Origin of the sequence: Variovorax sp. 3319 (assembly GCF_031456585.1) — a bacterium.
Classification (GTDB): domain Bacteria; phylum Pseudomonadota; class Gammaproteobacteria; order Burkholderiales; family Burkholderiaceae_C; genus Variovorax; species Variovorax paradoxus_P.
The window spans coordinates 489,416-506,896 of record NZ_JAVDUZ010000003.1 but is presented as its reverse complement, the minus strand read 5'-3'; the positions used below and the strand labels follow the sequence as shown (position 1 = coordinate 506,896).

Annotated in this window: 17 protein-coding genes; 8 read left to right on the top strand and 9 right to left on the bottom strand. The window is 65.0% G+C overall.

The annotated features are described in order from the left end of the window. The first annotated feature begins 14 nt into the window (after positions 1-14). From hpnC to J2X67_RS09450, 5 genes are read left to right on the top strand one after another with little or no spacing between them, the layout of a single operon-like run. Complete coding sequence (hpnC, locus tag J2X67_RS09470) at positions 15-926, top strand: squalene synthase HpnC (RefSeq protein WP_309952461.1); 912 nt, start codon at positions 15-17, stop codon at positions 924-926. Continuing rightward, entirely contained in the window at positions 923-1,762 is an 840-nt protein-coding gene (gene hpnD, locus J2X67_RS09465; protein WP_281151175.1) for a presqualene diphosphate synthase HpnD, read from the top strand. The genes hpnC and hpnD overlap by 4 nt, the downstream gene beginning before the upstream one ends. Beyond that, positions 1,759-3,018: a hydroxysqualene dehydroxylase HpnE gene (hpnE, locus tag J2X67_RS09460; RefSeq protein WP_309952459.1), complete on the top strand. Its 1,260-nt coding sequence runs from the start codon at positions 1,759-1,761 to the stop codon at positions 3,016-3,018. Before hpnD ends, hpnE begins: the two co-directional genes overlap by 4 nt. Further along, positions 3,015-3,317: a hypothetical protein gene (locus tag J2X67_RS09455; protein WP_309952457.1), complete on the top strand. Its 303-nt coding sequence runs from the start codon at positions 3,015-3,017 to the stop codon at positions 3,315-3,317. The genes hpnE and J2X67_RS09455 overlap by 4 nt, the downstream gene beginning before the upstream one ends. A gap of 42 nt (positions 3,318-3,359) precedes the next feature. Then, complete coding sequence (locus J2X67_RS09450; RefSeq protein ID WP_309952455.1) at positions 3,360-3,665, top strand: NIPSNAP family protein; 306 nt, start codon at positions 3,360-3,362, stop codon at positions 3,663-3,665. Between the two features lie 18 nt (positions 3,666-3,683). On the opposite strand, the gene J2X67_RS09445 is transcribed toward J2X67_RS09450, so the two are convergent. Further along, on the bottom strand, positions 3,684-4,415 hold the full coding sequence (locus J2X67_RS09445; protein ID WP_309952453.1) for an HAD-IA family hydrolase: 732 nt from the start codon (positions 4,413-4,415) through the stop codon (positions 3,684-3,686). A 15-nt stretch (positions 4,416-4,430) separates the two neighbouring features. Here J2X67_RS09445 and hemH point away from each other — a divergent pair, with 15 nt between their 5' ends. Next, positions 4,431-5,480: a ferrochelatase gene (hemH, locus tag J2X67_RS09440; RefSeq protein ID WP_309952451.1), complete on the top strand. Its 1,050-nt coding sequence runs from the start codon at positions 4,431-4,433 to the stop codon at positions 5,478-5,480. Here hemH and J2X67_RS09435 read toward each other — a convergent pair. The 8 genes from J2X67_RS09435 to J2X67_RS09400 all read right to left on the bottom strand — a co-directional run bounded on the left by J2X67_RS09435 (position 5,477) and on the right by J2X67_RS09400 (position 13,468). Then, positions 5,477-5,983: a DUF1993 domain-containing protein gene (locus J2X67_RS09435; RefSeq protein WP_309952449.1), complete on the bottom strand. Its 507-nt coding sequence runs from the start codon at positions 5,981-5,983 to the stop codon at positions 5,477-5,479. The two genes, hemH and J2X67_RS09435, sit on opposite strands and share 4 nt — an antisense overlap. A 52-nt stretch (positions 5,984-6,035) precedes the next feature. Next, the gene (locus J2X67_RS09430; RefSeq protein ID WP_309952448.1) at positions 6,036-6,923 is read right to left on the bottom strand and encodes an alpha/beta hydrolase; all 888 of its coding nucleotides are present in this window, start codon (positions 6,921-6,923) and stop codon (positions 6,036-6,038) included. Next, positions 6,920-7,987, bottom strand: a complete 1,068-nt coding sequence (locus J2X67_RS09425) for a branched-chain amino acid ABC transporter permease (RefSeq protein WP_309952447.1) — start codon at positions 7,985-7,987, stop codon at positions 6,920-6,922. Before J2X67_RS09425 ends, J2X67_RS09430 begins: the two co-directional genes overlap by 4 nt. A 13-nt stretch (positions 7,988-8,000) precedes the next feature. Beyond that, complete coding sequence (locus J2X67_RS09420) at positions 8,001-8,981, bottom strand: branched-chain amino acid ABC transporter permease (RefSeq protein WP_309952446.1); 981 nt, start codon at positions 8,979-8,981, stop codon at positions 8,001-8,003. Continuing rightward, positions 8,978-9,706: an ABC transporter ATP-binding protein gene (locus J2X67_RS09415; protein ID WP_309952445.1), complete on the bottom strand. Its 729-nt coding sequence runs from the start codon at positions 9,704-9,706 to the stop codon at positions 8,978-8,980. Before J2X67_RS09415 ends, J2X67_RS09420 begins: the two co-directional genes overlap by 4 nt. A gap of 136 nt (positions 9,707-9,842) precedes the next feature. After that, on the bottom strand, positions 9,843-10,610 hold the full coding sequence (locus J2X67_RS09410) for an ABC transporter ATP-binding protein (protein WP_309952444.1): 768 nt from the start codon (positions 10,608-10,610) through the stop codon (positions 9,843-9,845). Positions 10,611-10,654: 44 nt separating this feature from the next. Continuing rightward, a complete protein-coding gene (locus tag J2X67_RS09405; RefSeq protein ID WP_309952442.1) occupies positions 10,655-12,112 on the bottom strand; it encodes a PHB depolymerase family esterase in 1,458 nt (485 codons plus the stop codon). Positions 12,113-12,280: 168 nt separating this feature from the next. After that, positions 12,281-13,468 carry a substrate-binding domain-containing protein gene (locus J2X67_RS09400; RefSeq protein WP_309952441.1) on the bottom strand — a complete coding sequence of 396 codons (1,188 nt, stop codon included), beginning with the start codon at positions 13,466-13,468 and terminating at the stop codon, positions 12,281-12,283. Between the two features lie 267 nt (positions 13,469-13,735). Here J2X67_RS09400 and J2X67_RS09395 point away from each other — a divergent pair, with 267 nt between their 5' ends. Both J2X67_RS09395 and J2X67_RS09390 read left to right on the top strand, forming a co-directional pair. Further along, entirely contained in the window at positions 13,736-15,436 is a 1,701-nt protein-coding gene (locus J2X67_RS09395) for a molecular chaperone HscC (RefSeq protein WP_309952439.1), read from the top strand. Beyond that, positions 15,433-17,457 (top strand): J domain-containing protein, encoded by a 2,025-nt coding sequence (locus J2X67_RS09390; protein ID WP_309952438.1) that lies wholly within the window; start codon positions 15,433-15,435, stop codon positions 17,455-17,457. The genes J2X67_RS09395 and J2X67_RS09390 overlap by 4 nt, the downstream gene beginning before the upstream one ends. The last annotated feature ends 24 nt before the right edge of the window (positions 17,458-17,481 follow it).

Below are 17,481 nucleotides of genomic sequence, written 5' to 3'. Positions count from 1 at the left end.
GGGACAATCGCCGCGTGTCCGCACCATCCCACATTGCCGCGCCGCCCGCGCACTACGAGAACTTTCCGGTCGCCTCCTGGCTGTGCCCGCCGCACCTGCGCGCGCCGATTGCCGCCATCTACCACTTTGCCCGCACGGCCGACGACATCGCAGACGAAGGCGACGCCTCGCCCGGCGAGCGGCTGGCCGACCTGCACGCCTACCGCGAACAACTCCGCGCCGCCGCCGTGGGCAGGGTACCGCCCTCCTCGCGCTGGCCCGAGGTGTTCGGACCGCTCGCATACAGCATCGCCCAGTTCGCATTGCCCGAAGACTTGCTGGCCGACCTGCTGAGCGCCTTCATCCAGGACATCGAGAAAACCCGCGACGGCGGCACCTATGCCGACCGCGCCGAACTGCTCGACTATTGCCGCCGCTCCGCCAACCCGGTCGGCCGCCTGCTGCTGCATCTCTATGGGGTGACCGATGCAGAAGCGCTGGCGCAGAGCGATGCCATCTGCAGCGCGCTGCAACTCATCAATTTCTGGCAAGACCCGAGCGTGGACCTGCCACGCGGCCGCTTCTACTTTCCGCTCACCGATTGCGCGCGGCGCGGCCTCGCGCGCGAGAGCTTCAAGGTCTTCGCTCCATTGGCCGAAGCACCGCCCCCGCAGGAAGCCATCAACCTCGTTGCCGTTGAAAGCGCATGGGCACGCGAACTGATGACCCATGGCGCGCCCCTGGTCCACCGGCTGCCGGGCCGCGCCGGCTGGGAGCTGCGCTTTGTCGTGCAGGGCGGGCTGCGCATTCTCGACAAGATCGAAGACCTGGGCTTCGATACGTTTTCGCAGCGTCCGAAAATAGGCAAGACCGATGCGCCATTGCTGGTCTGGCGAGCCCTGCAGATGCGGAGACAATTGCCGCCCATGAAAGCGCTTCCCCGATGACTCCCGAGCAATACGTACAAGACAAGGCCGCCGCTTCGGGCAGCAGTTTCTACTACGCCTTCCTGTTCTTGCCCAAGCCCAGGCGCGCGGCCATTACGGCGTTCTATGCCTTCTGCCGCGAGATCGACGACGTGGTCGACGAGGTCAGCGACCCCGGCGTGGCCGCGACCAAGCTCGCCTGGTGGCGCACCGAGGTGGCGCAATCATTTTCGGGCCCGCCGCGGCACCCCGTCATGCAGGCGCTGTTGCCGCACGCCGCGGCCTACGGCATCGAGCCCCGGCAACTCAACGAAGTGATCGACGGCTGCCAGATGGACCTCGACCAGACCCGGTACCTCGACTTTCCAGGCCTCGCGCGCTACTGCCACCTGGTGGCAGGAGTCGTCGGCGAGGTGGCCGCGCGCATCTTCGGCCAGACCGACCCGCAGACCACCGCCTATGCGCACAAGCTCGGCCTGGCGCTGCAGCTCACCAACATCATTCGCGACGTGGGAGAAGACGCGCTGCGCGGGCGCATCTACCTGCCCGTGAACGAGCTGCAGAAGTTCGATGTGAAGGCGCACGAAATTCTCAACCGCGTGCATTCGGAGCGCTTTGTCGCACTGATGAAATTCCAGGCCGAGCGCGCGCATGCGGCATACGACGAAGCCCTTGCCCTCCTTCCCATTGCAGACCGCCGCGCCCAGAAGCCCGGCCTCATGATGGCCAGCATCTACCGGACGCTGCTGCGCGAAATCGAGCGCGACAACTTCCAGGTGCTGAACCAGCGCGTGAGCCTGACGCCCGTGCGCAAGTTCTGGCTGGCGTGGAAAGTTCAGGCGTTGGGGCGCATTTGAGAACAGCAGTCATCGGCGCCGGCTGGGCCGGCCTCGCCTGCGCTGTCGAAGCGACGCGCCTCGGCCACGCCGTGACGCTGTTCGAAGCCGCGCACATGGCGGGCGGGCGGGCGCGGCGTGTCGACAACATGCATGGCATGGCGCTCGACAACGGGCAGCACATTCTTATTGGCGCCTACACCGCCACGCTCAAGCTGATGCGCGAAGTGGGCGTCGACGCAAACGATGCGCTGTTGCGCCTGCCGCTTTCGCTGCGTTTTGCCGACGGCGGCGGACTGAAGCTGCCGCGGCTGCCCGCGCCGCTCGACTTGCTGGTGGGCATCTTCACCGCGCGCGGCTGGACGTGGCGTGATAGATCCAGCCTGCTGCGCACCGCCTTGCGATGGCGAATCGGCGGGTTCCGCTGCACAGCCGACACCACGGTTGCCGCGCTTTGCACCGGCCTTACGCCGCGCGTGATGCAGGAACTGATCGAGCCACTGTGCGTTTCGGCGCTCAACACGCCGGTCGGTCAATCGAGCGGAGAGGTGTTCTTGCGCGTGCTGCGCGACGCACTTTTCAGCGGCAGCGGCGGCGCCGACCTGCTGCTTCCGCGTGTCGACCTGGGGGCGCTTTTCCCCGATGCTGCATTGGCGTGGCTAACGCAGCATGGCGCCACGCTGCGCATCGGCACGCGCGTGCGCGCCATCTCGCCTCAAGGCCAGCAATGGCGTGTCGATGATGAGCGCTTCGACCAGGTTGTGCTGGCCTGCGCCCCGTGGGATGCAGCCCGGCTCGTGCGCGCGTCCGGCGTGCCGGCGGAGCGCTGGTGCGAGACCACCGAGGCCCTGCGCTTCGAAGCCATTGCCACTATTTATGTGCGCGGCGCCACACCGCTTGCAGAGCCGATGCTCGCGCTGCGCAGCCACCCCGCCACCGCGCCGGCGCAGTTCGTGTTCGATCGCGGCCAGCTCGGCGGACCCGAGGGCGTGCTTGCAATGGTCGTGAGCGCGAACGAAGCTCCGCGCGAGGCGCTGGAGCATCAGGTGTTGGCACAGGCGGCAGCGCAGTTGGGGCAGGCGTCGCTGCAACTCGTGCAGACCGTCGTCGAAAAACGCGCCACCTTTGCCTGCACGCCGGCGCTCGTGCGGCCGCCTGCCAAAATCGCGCCTGGCCTGCAGGCCAGCGGCGACTACACCGAAGGCCCCTACCCCGCCACGCTCGAAGGCGCGGTACTCAGCGGGCTCGCCGCCGCAAATGCCTTGAATTCACCATGACCCACCTGCGTTATCTCGACTTCGACTACAGCGAAGACACCGAAGGCCACGGCACCTTCGATGCAATGGCGACGACGGTGCCCGCCAATACGCGCGAGGTGCTTGCAGAAGTTGCGCAGGTGCTGGCCTGGGCCAACGCCACCTTCCCCGATGCGCAAGGCGCGCTGGAAGACGGCGCCGCCTGGGACTTCGATCTTCAGCAGACCAGCGAAGCGCCAGAGCTCGACACAGTCACCTTCTCGCTCAGCGGCACCGCCGATTTCTGCGCAGCGCTGCGCGAACAGTTCAGGCTGGACTGAAAAAGCCGATTTGCCGATCCTCACTCGTTCACGGAAAGAACCATGGTCACCTGCTATCTCCGCTACATCGTCGACCCCTACAAGCTCAAGGAATTCGAGCACTACGGCAAGCTGTGGATTCCGCTGGTCGAAAGGTTCGGCGGACAGCACCATGGCTACTTCCTTCCGTCTGAAGGTGCCAACAACGTGGCCTTGGCGATGTTCAGCTTTCCGAGCCTGGCCGCCTACGAGCAATACCGCGCCGATTCCATGCAAGACGCCGAATGCCAGGCCGCCTTCAGGTACGCCGAAGACACCCGTTGCATCGTGAGCTACGAGCGCAGCTTCTTCCGGCCTGTGTTTTCGTAAGGCCGACGTTCACAGCGTTCAGGCGCCAAGCGCCACGCACAGCGCGTGTAGGTTGGGCACGATCAGCTGCGGCCGCGCGCCGTGCACCCAGGGGCGCTCGTCGCGCACAAGCCAGGCCGCCTGCATACCCGCGTTGAGTGCGCCGACAACGTCCAGCTCTGCGTCGTCGCCCACGTGCAGCACGTCTTTAGGCAGCAGGCCGACCGAAGCGGCCGCTGCGCGAAAAATCGGCGCGTGCGGCTTGCCGCTGCCGAACGCGCGCGCATTGAAGGCGGTGCGAAACCAGCGGCCCACGCCGGTCAGGTGAACGTCGGCGTTGCCGTTCGACACCGCCACCAGCGGATAGCGTTCGCTCAGCCACTTGAGGGCAGGCAGCGCGTCTTCGTACAGCGTCACGCGCTGTCGTTCGGCAAAGAAGGCATCGAAGGCGGGGTCGGCCAGCGCCGGGTCTTCGCCCGAGCGTTTCAGCGCCGTGCGAATCGACTCGCGGCGCAGTGCGCTCAGGTCGTGTGCAAGGTCTGAGCGCTCCTTGGCGGTGGCCTCGCGCAGTTCGCGCAAGATGCCAGGGGTCAGCAGCAACGAAGCGGTCTTGGGTGCTTCGCGCAGCAGCCATTCCTGCAGCACCGTCTCGGCCCGCTCGATGGTCGGCCAGATCGGCCACAGGGTATCGTCAAGGTCGAGCGAGATCGCGCCGATGCGCTTGATGTCGAGGGGCTCGGCGTTCGAGAGCGCCGTGGAAGCGGAGGTCATGCCCGAGAATATCGCATGCCTCAAGACAACACGAACGACAGTTCCATCGCCGAACGCACCGCCGTCCTCTGGTGCAACCTGGGCTCACCCGACGCACCCACCGCGGCCGCCGTTCGGCCGTATCTTGCGGAGTTTCTCGGCGACCCGCGCGTGGTCGAGATTCCAAGGCTGGTCTGGGCGTTGATCCTGCACGGCATCATTCTGCGTGTGCGACCCGCCAAGTCGGCTGCCAAGTACGCGAGCATCTGGATGCCCGAAGGCTCGCCGCTGAAGGTCTGGACGCAAAGACAAGCGACGCTACTCGCCGGCTGGCTCGGTGAACGCGGCCACCGTGTGGTGGTGGGAGACGCGATGCGCTACGCCAGCCCTTCTATCGCCTCGCGCCTCGATGCGCTCCAGGCCGAAGGTGCCACCCGTGTGCTGGTGCTGCAGGCCTACCCGCAGTATTCGGCCACCACCACCGCCAGCGTGATCGACGCGGTCAACGACTGGAGCCGCCGCCAGCGGCGTATTCCGGAGTTCCGCTTCGTCAACCAGTATCACGACGACCCAGCCTACATCGAAGCGCTTGCGCTGCGTATCGAGCAGCACTGGAAGAAAGAGGGCCGCGGCGAAACCTTGCTGATGAGCTTCCATGGCATTCCGGCGCGCAACATCGCACTCGGCGATCCCTACCAGGCGCAATGCCTCGAAACCGCGCGCCTGCTCGCAGCACGGCTGGGTCTTTCGGAGGCGCAGCACCGCGTCACCTTCCAGTCTCGCTTCGGTCGCGCCAAATGGCTGGAGCCCTATACCGAACCCACGTTGCGCGAACTCGGCGCGAGCGGCGTGAAGCGGGTCGATGTGGTGTGTCCGGGCTTTCCCGCCGATTGCCTCGAAACGCTGGAAGAAATTGCCATGGAAGGCCGCGAAGCCTTCATGCATGCCGGCGGCGAAGTCTTCAGCTACATCCCGTGTCTCAACGACAGCCCTGCATGGATCACCGCGCTTGCGGGTATTGCCGAACGCAATCTGGCAGGCTGGCCGACCCAGCAGCCCGCCGCTGCCCAGAAGCCCGGCGCCTAGAACTTGCCCAGATAGTCCGTCTTGCCGATCGGCATGCCCTTGTGGCGCAGCACGCCATAGGCCGTGGTCACGTGGAAGAAGAAGTTGGGCAGCGCGAACTGGAGCAGGTAGCGCTGCGCAGTGAAATGCGCCTCGCCTTCGCGGGTCTTGATGGTCACGGGCCGATCCTCCTGGCCGTCGATCAGCGCGCGGTCCACGGTCGCCAGGAATTCCTGCGTCTTCGCGATGCGAGCCAGCAGATCGTCGTAGGTCTTTTCCTCGTCGGGAAAGCTGGGCGCCGTAATGCCGGCAATGCGGGCAACGCCAAGCTTCGAGGCATCGCTTGCGCGCTGGATCTGGCCGGCCAGTGTGAGCATGTCGGGTGCAAGCCTTGCCTCCACCAGCGTTGCGGGATCGATGTCGTTGGCCTTGGCGTGCGCAAGGCTCTTTTCGAGCAGATGGGTGAGTTGGCCGAGTCCGCGGGAAAAAACCGGCACGGACAGGTCGTACATCGAAAGCGCCATGGCAAAAATCCTTGTGGTTGGAATCGGCGGCGATTGTCTCGCCGACTCGCCACTAACGGCCGGCGGCTCGAATAAACCCTTCGACCAGCTCCAGTTGTTCGGGCACGTTCAGCGCGGGGGCGTGGCCGCACCCCTGAATTTCGACCACTTGCAGCTGGCCCGAAACGCCTGGCCCTCGTTGCTGCATCTGCTGCGTCACCTCGGGCAGCACCAGGTCGGAATCGGCGCCGCGCAGGCACAGAACCGGCACCTCGATCGCGTCGTAGTGCGGCCAGATGAGGTAGTCGTTGTCGTGCGCGCTGAACTGCCGGACCATTGCCGGGTCGTAGTGCGGCGTCACCCGGCCATTGGGCAGGCGGCGGGTGGAGCTTTCAGTCAGCCGGCGCCATTGCGCGTCGCTGAGCCAGCCGTAAGGCTTGTAGACGGTGCGAAAGAACAGTTCTAGCTCCGCGACGGTGTCGAACGCGGGCGGCTCGCCGGCATAGGCGCGAATGCGCTCGATGGCCGCCTGCGCAAGCTGCGGTGCGTTGTCGTTGAGCACCAGGCTCGCAATGCGGCCCTTCATTCGCGGCTCGAACAGGCCCGAAGCGCACACCATGCCGATGGCGCCGCCCATCGAGGTGCCAACCCAATGGACACGGCCCAGGCGCAGTTCGTCGCACAGCGCACTGGCAAGGTGCGCGTAGAACGACAGCTGATATTCCTCGTCCGGCAGCGGGCTCCACTGGCTCAGGCCGCGGCCGATGGTGTCCGGGCAAATCACGCGAAAGCCGCGGGCGGCAAAGTGCTGCGCCAACTCGTCCATGTCGCGGCAGGTGCGCGCAAGGCCATGCCATGCAATGACGACCGGCGCGTCGGGCGGGCCCCAATCGAGCCAATGAATCTCGCGGCCTGAGAGCTGCGCATAGCGTGAAATCGGAACCAGGAGATCGTTGCTCATCGCACAGCCCTCGCCCTGAGCTTGCCGACGATGCCGGTCGGAAAGTAATACACCGACAACACGAACAGCACGCCCAGCCACAGCAGCCAACGGTCGGGTGACAGCAGTGCCGCCAGCCACGGCAGGCCGCTGGCGGCCTCGCTGCCCACACGCAGCAGGTCTTGCAGGTAGCTTTGCGCCAGCACGAACAGCACCGCGCCAATGGCCGCGCCGTACATGGTGCCCATGCCGCCGATCACCACGATCAGCAGCACGTCGATCATGATCTCGAAACTCAGCGAGGTGTCCGGCCCGTTGTAGCGCAACCAGATCGCGAGCATGGCGCCGGCCAGCGTGGCGAAGAGCGCGGACAACACGGCCGCCGTGGTGCGGTACACCACCACGCGGTAGCCGATGGCCTCGGCGCGAAACTCGTTCTCGCGAATGGCCTGCAGCACGCGGCCGAATGGGGAGTTCACTATTCGCAGCAACGCAAGCAGCAGTACCACCGCGGCCACGAACAGCATGTAGTAGCAGAGCAGCCGGCCGTCGAGCGACACGCCGAGAAAAGGCTCTTCGGAGAACTCGAAGCTCGGCGAAATCAGCTCGGGCAGCTTGAAGGTCAGGCCGTCTTCACCGCCCGTAAAGTCAGACAGCTGCGACGCCAGCGTCTGGAAGGCCGAGGCCACCGCCAGCGTGATCATCGCGAAGAAGATGGCGCGCACCCGCAGCGAGAAGAGCCCGATGGCGAACGAGAGCACCAGCGAGATCGCGAGCGCAGCCCCCAACCCTAGCAGCACCGCGCCCCAGTTCGGCCCAAGCCGCGACGCCGAAATGGCAATGCCATAGGCACCGATTCCGAAAAACATGGTGTGCGCAAAGCTCACGATGCCGGTGTAGCCCAGCAGCAGATCGAAGCTGGCCACTAGCACCACGAACACCAGGATCTTGGCCGCAACGCTGAGCGCCTTCACGCCCGGAAAGATAAAGGGCGCGAACGCCAGCGCAATGAACAGCGCCACCAGCAGCAACGCGAGCAGGCGGCTGCGCGGCATGTCGTTGGAGAGAAGTCGTTTGAGGAACATGGTGTCTTCTTCCTCAACGGTTCGCAACGGGATACACGCCCTGCGGCCGCCACAGCAGCACCGCCACCATCAGGAAGATGCTCGCGAACTGCGTGACCGTGGGCAGCAGGAAGCCGATGTAGTTGGTCATGAGCCCCACGAGCAGCGCGCCGATGAGCGCCCCGCCCGTCGAGCCGAGCCCGCCGATGATGATGACGATGAAGATCAGCACGTTGACCTGCGCGCCCATCTGCGGCACGAGGTTCTGCTGGAAGAGCCCCCACATCACGCCGCCCAGCCCCGCGAGCGCGCTGCCCACCACGAACACGCCCACGAAGAGCCGGCCGATGCGGTAGCCGAGCGACTCGACCATTTCGCGGTCCTGCACGCCGGCGCGGATCAGCAGGCCGATCTTCGTGCGGCCGAGCGTCCACGCGAGCAGGCCGAACACCAGCATGCCCACCGCCACCGCAAGCAGGCGGTACTTGCTGATGGCCGCATCGCCGATCAGCAGCGAGCCGCGCAAGGCTTCCGGCAGCGGCAGCGGCACCTGCGCGGGGCCCCAGATCACCTTGATGAGTTCCTCGCCGATGATCATGCCGCCCATGGTGATCAAGATCTGCTTCAGGTGCTGGCCGTACACAGGCCGCACGATGAAGCGCTCGAACGCCAGCCCCACTGCGCCGGCCACGGCCATTGCAACCAGCATGGCCGGAAACACGGCGGCGAGGTTGCGCCACAGCTCTTGCGAACCCGTCCAGTCGCCCATCAGGCCGAGCACGCTGCTGGCCACGAAGGCGCCGAGCGCAATGAACACGCCGTGGCCGAAGTTGAGCACGTCCATCAGCCCGAACACGAGCGTGAGGCCCGAGGCGATGATGAAGATGATCATGCCCATGGCCAGGCCCGCCACCGTGAGGGTGAGCCAGGTCGAGAACGAGCCGGTCAGCGGCAGCGCCACCGCTGCGAGGATAGGGGCGAGAAGCAGCGGCTTCCAGTCGAAGTCGAATTTCATAGAGCCAGTCCGAGCAGCGATTGCTGCAGTTGCGCATCCGCGGAAAACTCCGCCATGCCGCCGCTGTGCACCACGCGGCCGTTGTCCATCACCGCGACGGTGTCGCCCAGGCGTTGGGCGAAGTTGAAGTTCTGCTCCACGAGAAGAATGGTCACGCCGCTGCGCTTGAGCTCGCCGAACGCATCGATCATGTTGTTGATGATGGCCGGCGCAAGCCCCTTGCTGGGCTCGTCGACGATGAGCAGCTCGCGCGGCTCCACAATGGCGCGCGACACGGCGAGCATCTGCTTCTGGCCGCCCGAAAGCTTGCCCGCCGGATGGTTCCAGAACTTCTCCACCGCCGGAAAAAGCTTGAAGATCCACTTCAGGCGCGCATCGTCCATCTGCTCGGCGTTTTTCGCGCCGCGCGCGGCGAGCAGCATGTTCTCCTTCACCGTGAGGTCGGAGAAGATGCCCATGTTCTCCGGCACGTAGGCAATGCCAAGCTCCGCGATTTGCGGCGTGTGCATGGCGGTGATGTCCTTGTCGCCAAAGCGCACCTTGCCCTGCGATGCGTGCCACAGGCCCATGATCGTCCGCAGCGTGGTCGTCTTGCCCGCTCCGTTGCGGCCCAGCAGCATGGTGAGCTGGCCCTTGGGCACTTGCAGGTCGACACCGTGGAGGATGTGATACGCCCCGATGTGCGTTTGCACGCCTTCGAGGGTCAACAGGTTCTGAGTTGTCATCGGTCTTGCTCCTTCCCCTTTCGGGGGAAGGTTGGGATGGGGGCATGCGGCGCTCGAGAAGCCGCGGCGGTTCGAAGGCCGCGAGCCCCCACCCCTGCCCTCCCCCGGCAGGGGCGGGAAAAATTCATCAACGCCTTCATGCTGCGGCCTCCTTTGCAATGCCCAGGTAAGCCTCTTGCACCACCGGCGAGGCAATCACCTGGGCCGGCTCGCCGTCGGCCACCAGCGTGCCGTTGTGCAGCACGATGATGCGGTCCGCGAGCTCGCGCACCACGTCCATCTTGTGTTCGACCAGCAAGATGGTCTTGCTCTTGTCCTGCTTGAGCTTGCGAATCAGATCGAGAATGACCGGCGCCTCGGCCGCGTTCATGCCTGCCGTGGGTTCGTCGAACATGAAGACCTTGGGTTCGAGCGCCATCAGGAGCGCCACCTCGAGCTTGCGCTGATCGCCATGCGGCAGGCTTGCCACGGTCGCATGCTCGCGCGACTTCAACGCCACGTCGGCCAGGATCTGGTCGGCGCGTTCGGTCAGCGCCTTGTGGTCGCTCCAGATGCTCCACAGGTTGAGCCCTCGGCGGTGCGCGCCTTCGCGCGTGGCCTGCACAGCAAGGCGCACGTTCTCCAGCACCGTGAGATTGGGGAACAGGTTGGTGAGCTGAAACGCCCTCCCCAGCCCGGCGTGCGTGCGCGCGGACGGCGACAGGCCCGAGAGCAATTGCCCGTCGAGCGACACCGTTCCCGCGCTTGCCTTGAGCTGGCCCGAAATCAGGTTGAAGTACGTGGTCTTGCCCGCGCCGTTGGGGCCGACGATGGCCGTCAACGTGCCCGGCGCGAAGGCGCAGCTCACGTTGTTGACGGCCACGTGCCCGCCGAAGCGAATGGTCAGGTCTCGGGTCTCAAGCATCGTTGGTCATTTTTCTCGAATGGACAAGCAGGTATCGAACGGTCTCAACAGCTGCCGATCACGTAGTAGTTAGGGCCGGTCTGCTTCAGCGTGGTCGTGACGTAGATGTTCCACAGGCCCATGGCCTGCGCCGAGCCGTAGGCGTAGGTGAGGCCCCACAGTGCGTAGGCGCGTCCGGCAACGGTATGTGCATAGTTGCTGGCGGTGTAGCAGGTGCCGCCGCCACCGCTGCCAGCCAGCGTGGTACCGGTGGCCGCGGCCGACATCGCTCCTTGCGCGTTGCTTGCATCCAGCGCAGCCACGGTCCAGCTGTAGGTGGTGGAGGGGGCCAGGCCGGTGTCGGTGTAGCTGGTGCCGGCAACTGGCGCGGCGTTGACCTTGCTTGCGCCGCGGTACACGTTGTAGCCGCTCGCACCGGAGACGCCCGCCCAGCCGATCACCATGCTGCTGCTGGTCGCGCCCGAGGTGCCCACGCCGGTGGGCGCCGGTAGCGACGAGCCGCCGCCGGAGCCGGTCACGCGGTCGACCATGGCCTTGAGCGCAGCCATCTGCGGGCCCGACTTCTTCGCGTAGTTCGCGTTGTCGTAGCCCCACCAGTCCCAGCAGCTGTTGGTGGCCGCCGTGCTGGTCTGCGGATAGATCAGCACGATGTTGTTGGTGTCGGCCCAGCGGTTGTAGCCGGTCTTGCGCACGTACTGGTCGCCCACGTCGGTGTAGTTCTGCTTGCAGCCGTGCAGCACCATGTGCACGCGGCACGAGGCGGTGGTGCAGGCCTGCGGCACGTAGATCCATCCAGTGGCGGCCACGCCGTGGCCGCTAATGAATTCAGACTGGTTGAACTCGGTGAACGTGCCGCCCAGCGTGCCGTTGTTGCGCGGGTTCAATGGGCCGTAGAGATGCTGCAGGATCTCGCCCGCAAGATCGAAGCCGCAGTTGTTGATGTAGGGTGCGGCGGTGGTGCTGCAGGCGCCGCCGTAGTCGTCGGTCACCATGGCGTGGCCCGCGCCGATGTTGTTCTTGTAGACCGTATTGGCGGCGGGCACGAAGCTCTGGTAGTAGGTCTTCAGGTCGTCCATGACCGCCGGCTTCACCGTGTTGTCCGACGTGCCCGAGAAAAGATATACCTTGGATGCCGTCATGTTCGACACCGGGTCGATCGCACCGCTTGCAGCCCAGCTGTTGGTGGTGCTCACCAGCGAAGAAACCGGAATGCTGGTGCCATGGGCCATGCAGCGCCCCGTGGCATTGAGCACCGAGCCCTCGGCGCAGTAGTAGGGCCCGCCGGCTACAACGCCGGCGCCGCGCTTGAAGGTGGCCGAATAAGCCACGTGCAATTGCACCGCCATGAAGCCGCCGGCCGAAAGGCCGGACACGCTCACCTCCGCCGGATTCGCGCCCAGCGAAGGCAGCGGCACCGCCGCAGTTGCCGTTCCGCCGTATGCGCCAAACGCCATGGCTGCCGCCGCGGCCAATCCCTTCCAGTTCCATCGCATCGCTGCCATCGCTGTCTCCTTCTTTAGGTGTGTCGAACGCTTGCTTGATTGCTGACGAATCGGCCGTTGGTGGCGCCGCGCTTGCGCCGCAAGGCGCAGGCTGGCGCTTCGCCCGGCGGCCATCCGGGGCAAAAAGGCATGCGGCGCCAGGGCCGCGGCAGGAATCGGGCGCTCAGCTCAGCGCTTGTTTTTGATGGGAATGTCCATCTCTTCGGGCTTGATCTCGCGCACCAGCTCGGGCACGCCCCACGCAAACGCCGGGTCGACCTTGATCTTGAAGTGATACATCGACTGCATCGCCTGGTGGTCTTCCTTGCGGAAGGTCATCTTGCCCTTGGGCGTGTCGAAGCTCATGCCTTCCATGGCGCTGATGAGCTTGTTGGTGCCGGTGTCGCCGCCGGTCTTCTTGAGCGCCGTGACCACCGCCATTGCGGCAGAGAAACCGCCCGCGGTAAAGAAGTCCGGCGGCGCCTTGAATTCCTTGTAGTGCGCCGACACCAGTGCCTCGTTGACCGGGTTCTTCGGAATGCCGAAGTAGTAGTAGGCCGCGCCTTCCATTCCGGGCAGGTTCTTGTAGGCCGCCATGGCCGGCAGGATGTTGCCGCCGGTGGCAATCTCGATGCCGTAGCGCTTCAGGTCCAGGTCGACAATCTTGAACGGGTTGCCCGCACCGGCCCAGACGATCCAGATGATCTTTCGGCCGGGCTGGTCCTTGAGCTTGTCGATCAGGCGCTGTGCGCCGGCGGTGAAGTCGGTGGTGGCGGGCGGCAGGTATTCCTCGTGCACCAGCTTCGCCTTCTTGAGCGCGGCGCCGAAGGCCTTTACGCCGTCACGGCCAAAGGCGTTGTCCTGTGCGAGCGTGGCAACGGTCACGCCCTGCTTGTCGATGGCCACTGCATTGGAAATGGCGTCCTGGCTCGAATTGCGGCCGGTGCGGAAGATGTATTTGTTCCACTTGTCGCCGGTGATCGAATCGGCCACCGCCGGCTCCACGATCAGGATCTTCTTGTATTCCTCGGCCACTGGCAGCATGGCCAGCGCCACGCCCGAAGCCGTGGGGCCGACCGCCAGCGCGGCCTTGTCGTCGGAGTAAGCGGCCGCGAGAAGCGACTTGCCGAGGTCAGGCTTGCCCTGGTCGTCTTTTTCGATGACCACCAGCTTCTTGCCGTTGACCGTCATCGTGCCACCCGTGGCGTAGTCCAGGCCCATGGTGAAGCCAGTCTGCGTCTGCTTGCCGTAGGCCTCGAGCGGACCGGTCTTGCTGTAGATGTGCGCGATGCGGATTTCGTTGGACTGGGCCCATGCGGGTGCAGCGGTGGCGCAGGTGGCGAGTGCGGCCAGGGCAACGAGGTGGCGACGGTTCATTCTTTGTCTCCTTATTAGATGCCTGAATATTGCACACTTCGTGCCAGGCATCAAAGCCGTTGATGCCAAACGGATTTGTCTCGCACAGCAGTCAGTTCGTCCAGCTTCAGAACACCCGAATCGTCTGATTTTCAGACACTTGTCTTCTATTCGATCAGGGTTAACTAGGGGTGCACCCCTGCACTCGCTCACGGAGAGGCACAGCAGCAGACACGGCACCGAAGTATGCTTGGCAACAAAATGCAACGTGTCCTATGAGGGAGTGAGATGCTAGTTGGAATCGACCTGGGAACGACCAATAGCCTGGTCTGTGTATACCGAGACGGAAAAACAGAACTGATCCCGAACTCGCTGGGGCACGTGCTGACTCCTTCTGCCGTGGGCGTGGCCGACGAGGGCAGCTTTATCGTCGGACTGCCCGCTCGCGAACGCGCGGCCACCCACCCCAGGCTCACGGCCACCGCCTTCAAGCGCTGGATGGGCACGGACCACACCGTAACGCTCGGCCAGCGCCGAATGCGCGCCGAGGAACTGAGCGCGCTCGTGCTCGGCGCACTGAAGGCCGATGCCGAGGCCTATCTGGGCCAGCCGGTCACCGAGGCCGTGATCACGGTGCCGGCGTACTTCAACGACGTGCAGCGCAAGGCCACCCAGGCAGCCGGACGCCTGGCGGGCCTGAAGGTCGAGCGGCTGCTCAACGAGCCCACCGCGGCCGGGCTTGCCTACGGATTGCAGGAACGCGCCGATCACTCGGCTTTCCTCGTGTTCGACCTTGGCGGCGGCACCTTCGACGTCTCGGTGCTCGAATACTTTGAAGGCGTGATCGAAGTGCGCGCCAGCGCGGGCGACACCCGCCTTGGCGGCGAAGATTTCGTGAAGGTGCTGGTCGACTGGTTCGTCGAGAAGATTCCCGCGCTCAACGATGCGGACAAGGAAGCCATTGCCTCCGACAACGCGCTCTGGCGATCGGCCGAGCAAGCCAAGCGCGACTTGAGCGAGCGTGAAACCGCGCAGCTCCAGCTTCAGCGCAAGGAAGCCACGCACACGCTGGAAGTGACCCGCGCCGAATACGAAAAACGCTGCGCCGACTTGCTGCTGCGTCTGCGAAGGCCGCTCGAACGCGCCCTGATGGACGCAAAGCTCGACCCGAGCGGCCTCAGCGAAGTGGTTCTGGTGGGGGGCGCAAGCCGCATGCCCATCGTGCGGCAGGTTGTGACACGCCTGTTCGGCCGGCTTCCGCTGCGAACCATCAATCCGGACGAAACCGTCGCCCGCGGCGCCGCGATACAGGCGGCGCTCAAGGAAAGAAACGCCGCGCTCGACGAGGTCGTGCTCACCGACGTGATGCCCTACTCGCTCGGCATCGTGGTGTCGGAAGAGATCGACGGCCGCCACTATCCCAATCGCTTCTCGCCCATCATCGAGCGCAACACGGCCGTGCCGGTGTCGCGTGTGCAGTCCTACTCGACTGTGCAGGACGGGCAGACAGCCATCACCATCGACGTGCGCCAGGGCGAGTCGCCGATAGGAACCGAAAACCTCAAGCTGGGCAGCCTCGATGTCCAGGTGCCTGCGATGGCGCGCGGCGAGATCAACGTGAATCTTCGCTTCACCTACGACATCAACGGCTTGCTCGAAGTGGAGGCCCATATTCCCGCCACCGGGCAGACGACCCAAAGCGTGATACAGCGGTCTGCGCAGGTCATGAGCGAACCGCAGATTGCCGCCGCACTCGAGAAACTGCGCACCCTCAAGATCCATCCGCGCGACAAGCAGGAGAACGTGTACCTGGTGTCGCGGGCGAAGCGGCTCTACGAAGATCGCCTGGGCCATGCACGGCAAGACGTTGCCCATGCGCTGATGCGCTTCGAAGCGGCGCTCGACAGCCAGGACGAGCACCTGATTCGGCAGCATCGAACAGAATTCAAGGCTTACCTCGACAGCATCGACAAGGGCTTCGTGCTGTGAATTTCTGGTCGACGCTCGGCATGGAGCCCACTGCCGACCTGATTGCAATCAAGCGCGCCTATGCGGCGCGGTTGAAGGTGACGCGGCCCGACGAAGACGCACAGGCCTACCAAGCCTTGAGAGAGGCCTACGAATTTGCCCAGGAACATGCGCGCTGGCTCGCACAGCATGCGGCAACGCAGGCGCCCGAGCCTTTGACAGAGGAGCCGGCGACCGCAACGGCGGTTGCATTGGCAACACCGCCTGAGCAGCACGCTGCTGCCGACGAAGGGCATGCAAACGTCGCCGCAGAAGAAGCGCTTGCGCCTGAGCCCCACGTGCTTGAGCCTGAGCATGAACCGCATCTGGAGCCGCAACCCGAGCCCGAAGCGCCGCCCCTGTCCTACGTTCCCGCCCGCGTGCTCGCGGAGCAGACCCTGGCCTACCTGCAGCAAGCGGGCGGCGAAGCCTTGATTGCCGGATGGCCCCTGCTGGAACAAGAGCTCGGCAAGCTGCCTTTCTGGGAGCACAGCGAAGCAAGCAAATGGTTTGCGCAACTGGTGATCGACGCGGAGCAGATGCCGCGGGGCTTCGCGCAGGGCTTGTCCACCTACTTCGGCTGGGAAACGGATTTTCGGACCGAGCAGGTGATGGGTGCGTCGCGCGCCGTCGCGCTTCGCCAGCGGCTGCACGATCTGAATTTTGGTTTTCACGCCGACGAAAACTTCAGGCGCCGCTACGCCGAGCTCTCGTTCTTCGGCCCGATGATCGAGCAGGTCGCCAAATGGCGGCTGTATCTGTTTGCCATGCTTGCGTCGAGCCGCCTCGCGCGGCTCTGGGGCGAGCTCGAACCGAGGCAGCGGTATGTTCTAGGGGTACCGCCGCCGCAGCATTCGCGCGCCGATCACGCAATGGAAGTCGGAGCGTGGGTTCGCACGTTCGCCGTGCTTCTTGTAGCAGCGACAGTGGTGCAGCTGAAAGGCTACGCAGAGAGGCCCTGGCTCGAACGCCTGGCGTTCGCGGTCGCCAACGGCGTCGTCGGCTGGGTGGTGCTGCACTTTGCGTATCGCTTCTTCCTTTCTTTCAAGGCAAGCGTGCACGCGACACTCCGGCCTGAAGGCCTTGCACCGGGCTTGCCCAAGCGGTCGCATCTTGCCGCCGCGGGCTTTGCCTGCATGCTGGCGGCCACGTTCATGTGCGGCCTCAGCGAGACCGATGCATGGCCCGCAGCGTTTCACTCCGGCTTCGGAAGTCCGGTGCTGGTGTGCATTACGGTGCTGCTGATCGCATTTGCCGTGATGACGCCGTCGCTGCCACCCACCGAGGCGAGCCCCGCCTTCCCGGCCATCCTGGTGCTCTGCATCGTCGTCGGAATCTATCTCCCCTGGTTCAGCGGCTTGCCCTGGACCGGCGCATGCGCAGGCATGGCGTGGTTCATGGCCGCCTGCCTGGCCCACACGCTCCATGGCGAGGCCATCGAGAGCCGCTGGCGCCAGTACAAGGAGGATGCCCGGCGGCACAGGGAGCGCACGAACCAGACCACGCACCATGGCCTCCTCGTCATGGCGGGGTCGCTGCTGCGCATCACGGTGGCGTGGCCTTACCGGCTGATGCAACTCGGCGCCTCGCAATCGCCCCGCCTGGTAATTGCCATCGTGTGCATCTCGATTGCAGCCTTGCCGGCGCAGGAGCGCGCGTGGCAGTTGCCGTTCTCCGCCGCCGTAGCCGGCCTGTTCGTGTTGTTTGCCAGCTTGTGGTTCAACCATGCGGTGCTGGCCCTCTTGCCGGGCCAGAAGCTCGCACGGAGGGGATGGGTCGGACTGGCCTTGCTCACGCTTTGGGCCGTTTGGGCAGGCGTGTACTACGGCGCGGGCAGCTGGATCGATACGCATCTGGGCTGGGGCCCGGCGGCCAATCCATTCGAAACGCAGGTCCGCCGCTTCGGACTCACCTTCTGCGCCCCGCTCCTGCTCATGATGTGGACCTCCGGCTTTTTCAGGCTGGTCAAGGTGCAGCGGCAGTCGCGGACCGGCTCGCGCTAGAGAATCGAACCGCCCGCAGCCAAG

Coding starts and splice junctions, on each gene's coding strand:
- J2X67_RS09445 (WP_309952453.1), bottom strand. CDS start 4,415: ATGACCTCCGCTTCCACGGCGCTCTCGAACGCCGAGCCCCTCGACATC.
- J2X67_RS09395 (WP_309952439.1), top strand. CDS start 13,736: ATGCTAGTTGGAATCGACCTGGGAACGACCAATAGCCTGGTCTGTGTA.
- J2X67_RS09430 (WP_309952448.1), bottom strand. CDS start 6,923: ATGAGCAACGATCTCCTGGTTCCGATTTCACGCTATGCGCAGCTCTCA.
- hpnD (WP_281151175.1), top strand. CDS start 923: ATGACTCCCGAGCAATACGTACAAGACAAGGCCGCCGCTTCGGGCAGC.
- J2X67_RS09410 (WP_309952444.1), bottom strand. CDS start 10,610: ATGCTTGAGACCCGAGACCTGACCATTCGCTTCGGCGGGCACGTGGCC.
- J2X67_RS09420 (WP_309952446.1), bottom strand. CDS start 8,981: ATGAAATTCGACTTCGACTGGAAGCCGCTGCTTCTCGCCCCTATCCTC.
- J2X67_RS09400 (WP_309952441.1), bottom strand. CDS start 13,468: ATGAACCGTCGCCACCTCGTTGCCCTGGCCGCACTCGCCACCTGCGCC.
- J2X67_RS09405 (WP_309952442.1), bottom strand. CDS start 12,112: ATGGCAGCGATGCGATGGAACTGGAAGGGATTGGCCGCGGCGGCAGCC.
- J2X67_RS09425 (WP_309952447.1), bottom strand. CDS start 7,987: ATGTTCCTCAAACGACTTCTCTCCAACGACATGCCGCGCAGCCGCCTG.
- hemH (WP_309952451.1), top strand. CDS start 4,431: ATGCCTCAAGACAACACGAACGACAGTTCCATCGCCGAACGCACCGCC.
- J2X67_RS09435 (WP_309952449.1), bottom strand. CDS start 5,983: ATGGCGCTTTCGATGTACGACCTGTCCGTGCCGGTTTTTTCCCGCGGA.
- J2X67_RS09415 (WP_309952445.1), bottom strand. CDS start 9,706: ATGACAACTCAGAACCTGTTGACCCTCGAAGGCGTGCAAACGCACATC.
- J2X67_RS09455 (WP_309952457.1), top strand. CDS start 3,015: ATGACCCACCTGCGTTATCTCGACTTCGACTACAGCGAAGACACCGAA.
- J2X67_RS09450 (WP_309952455.1), top strand. CDS start 3,360: ATGGTCACCTGCTATCTCCGCTACATCGTCGACCCCTACAAGCTCAAG.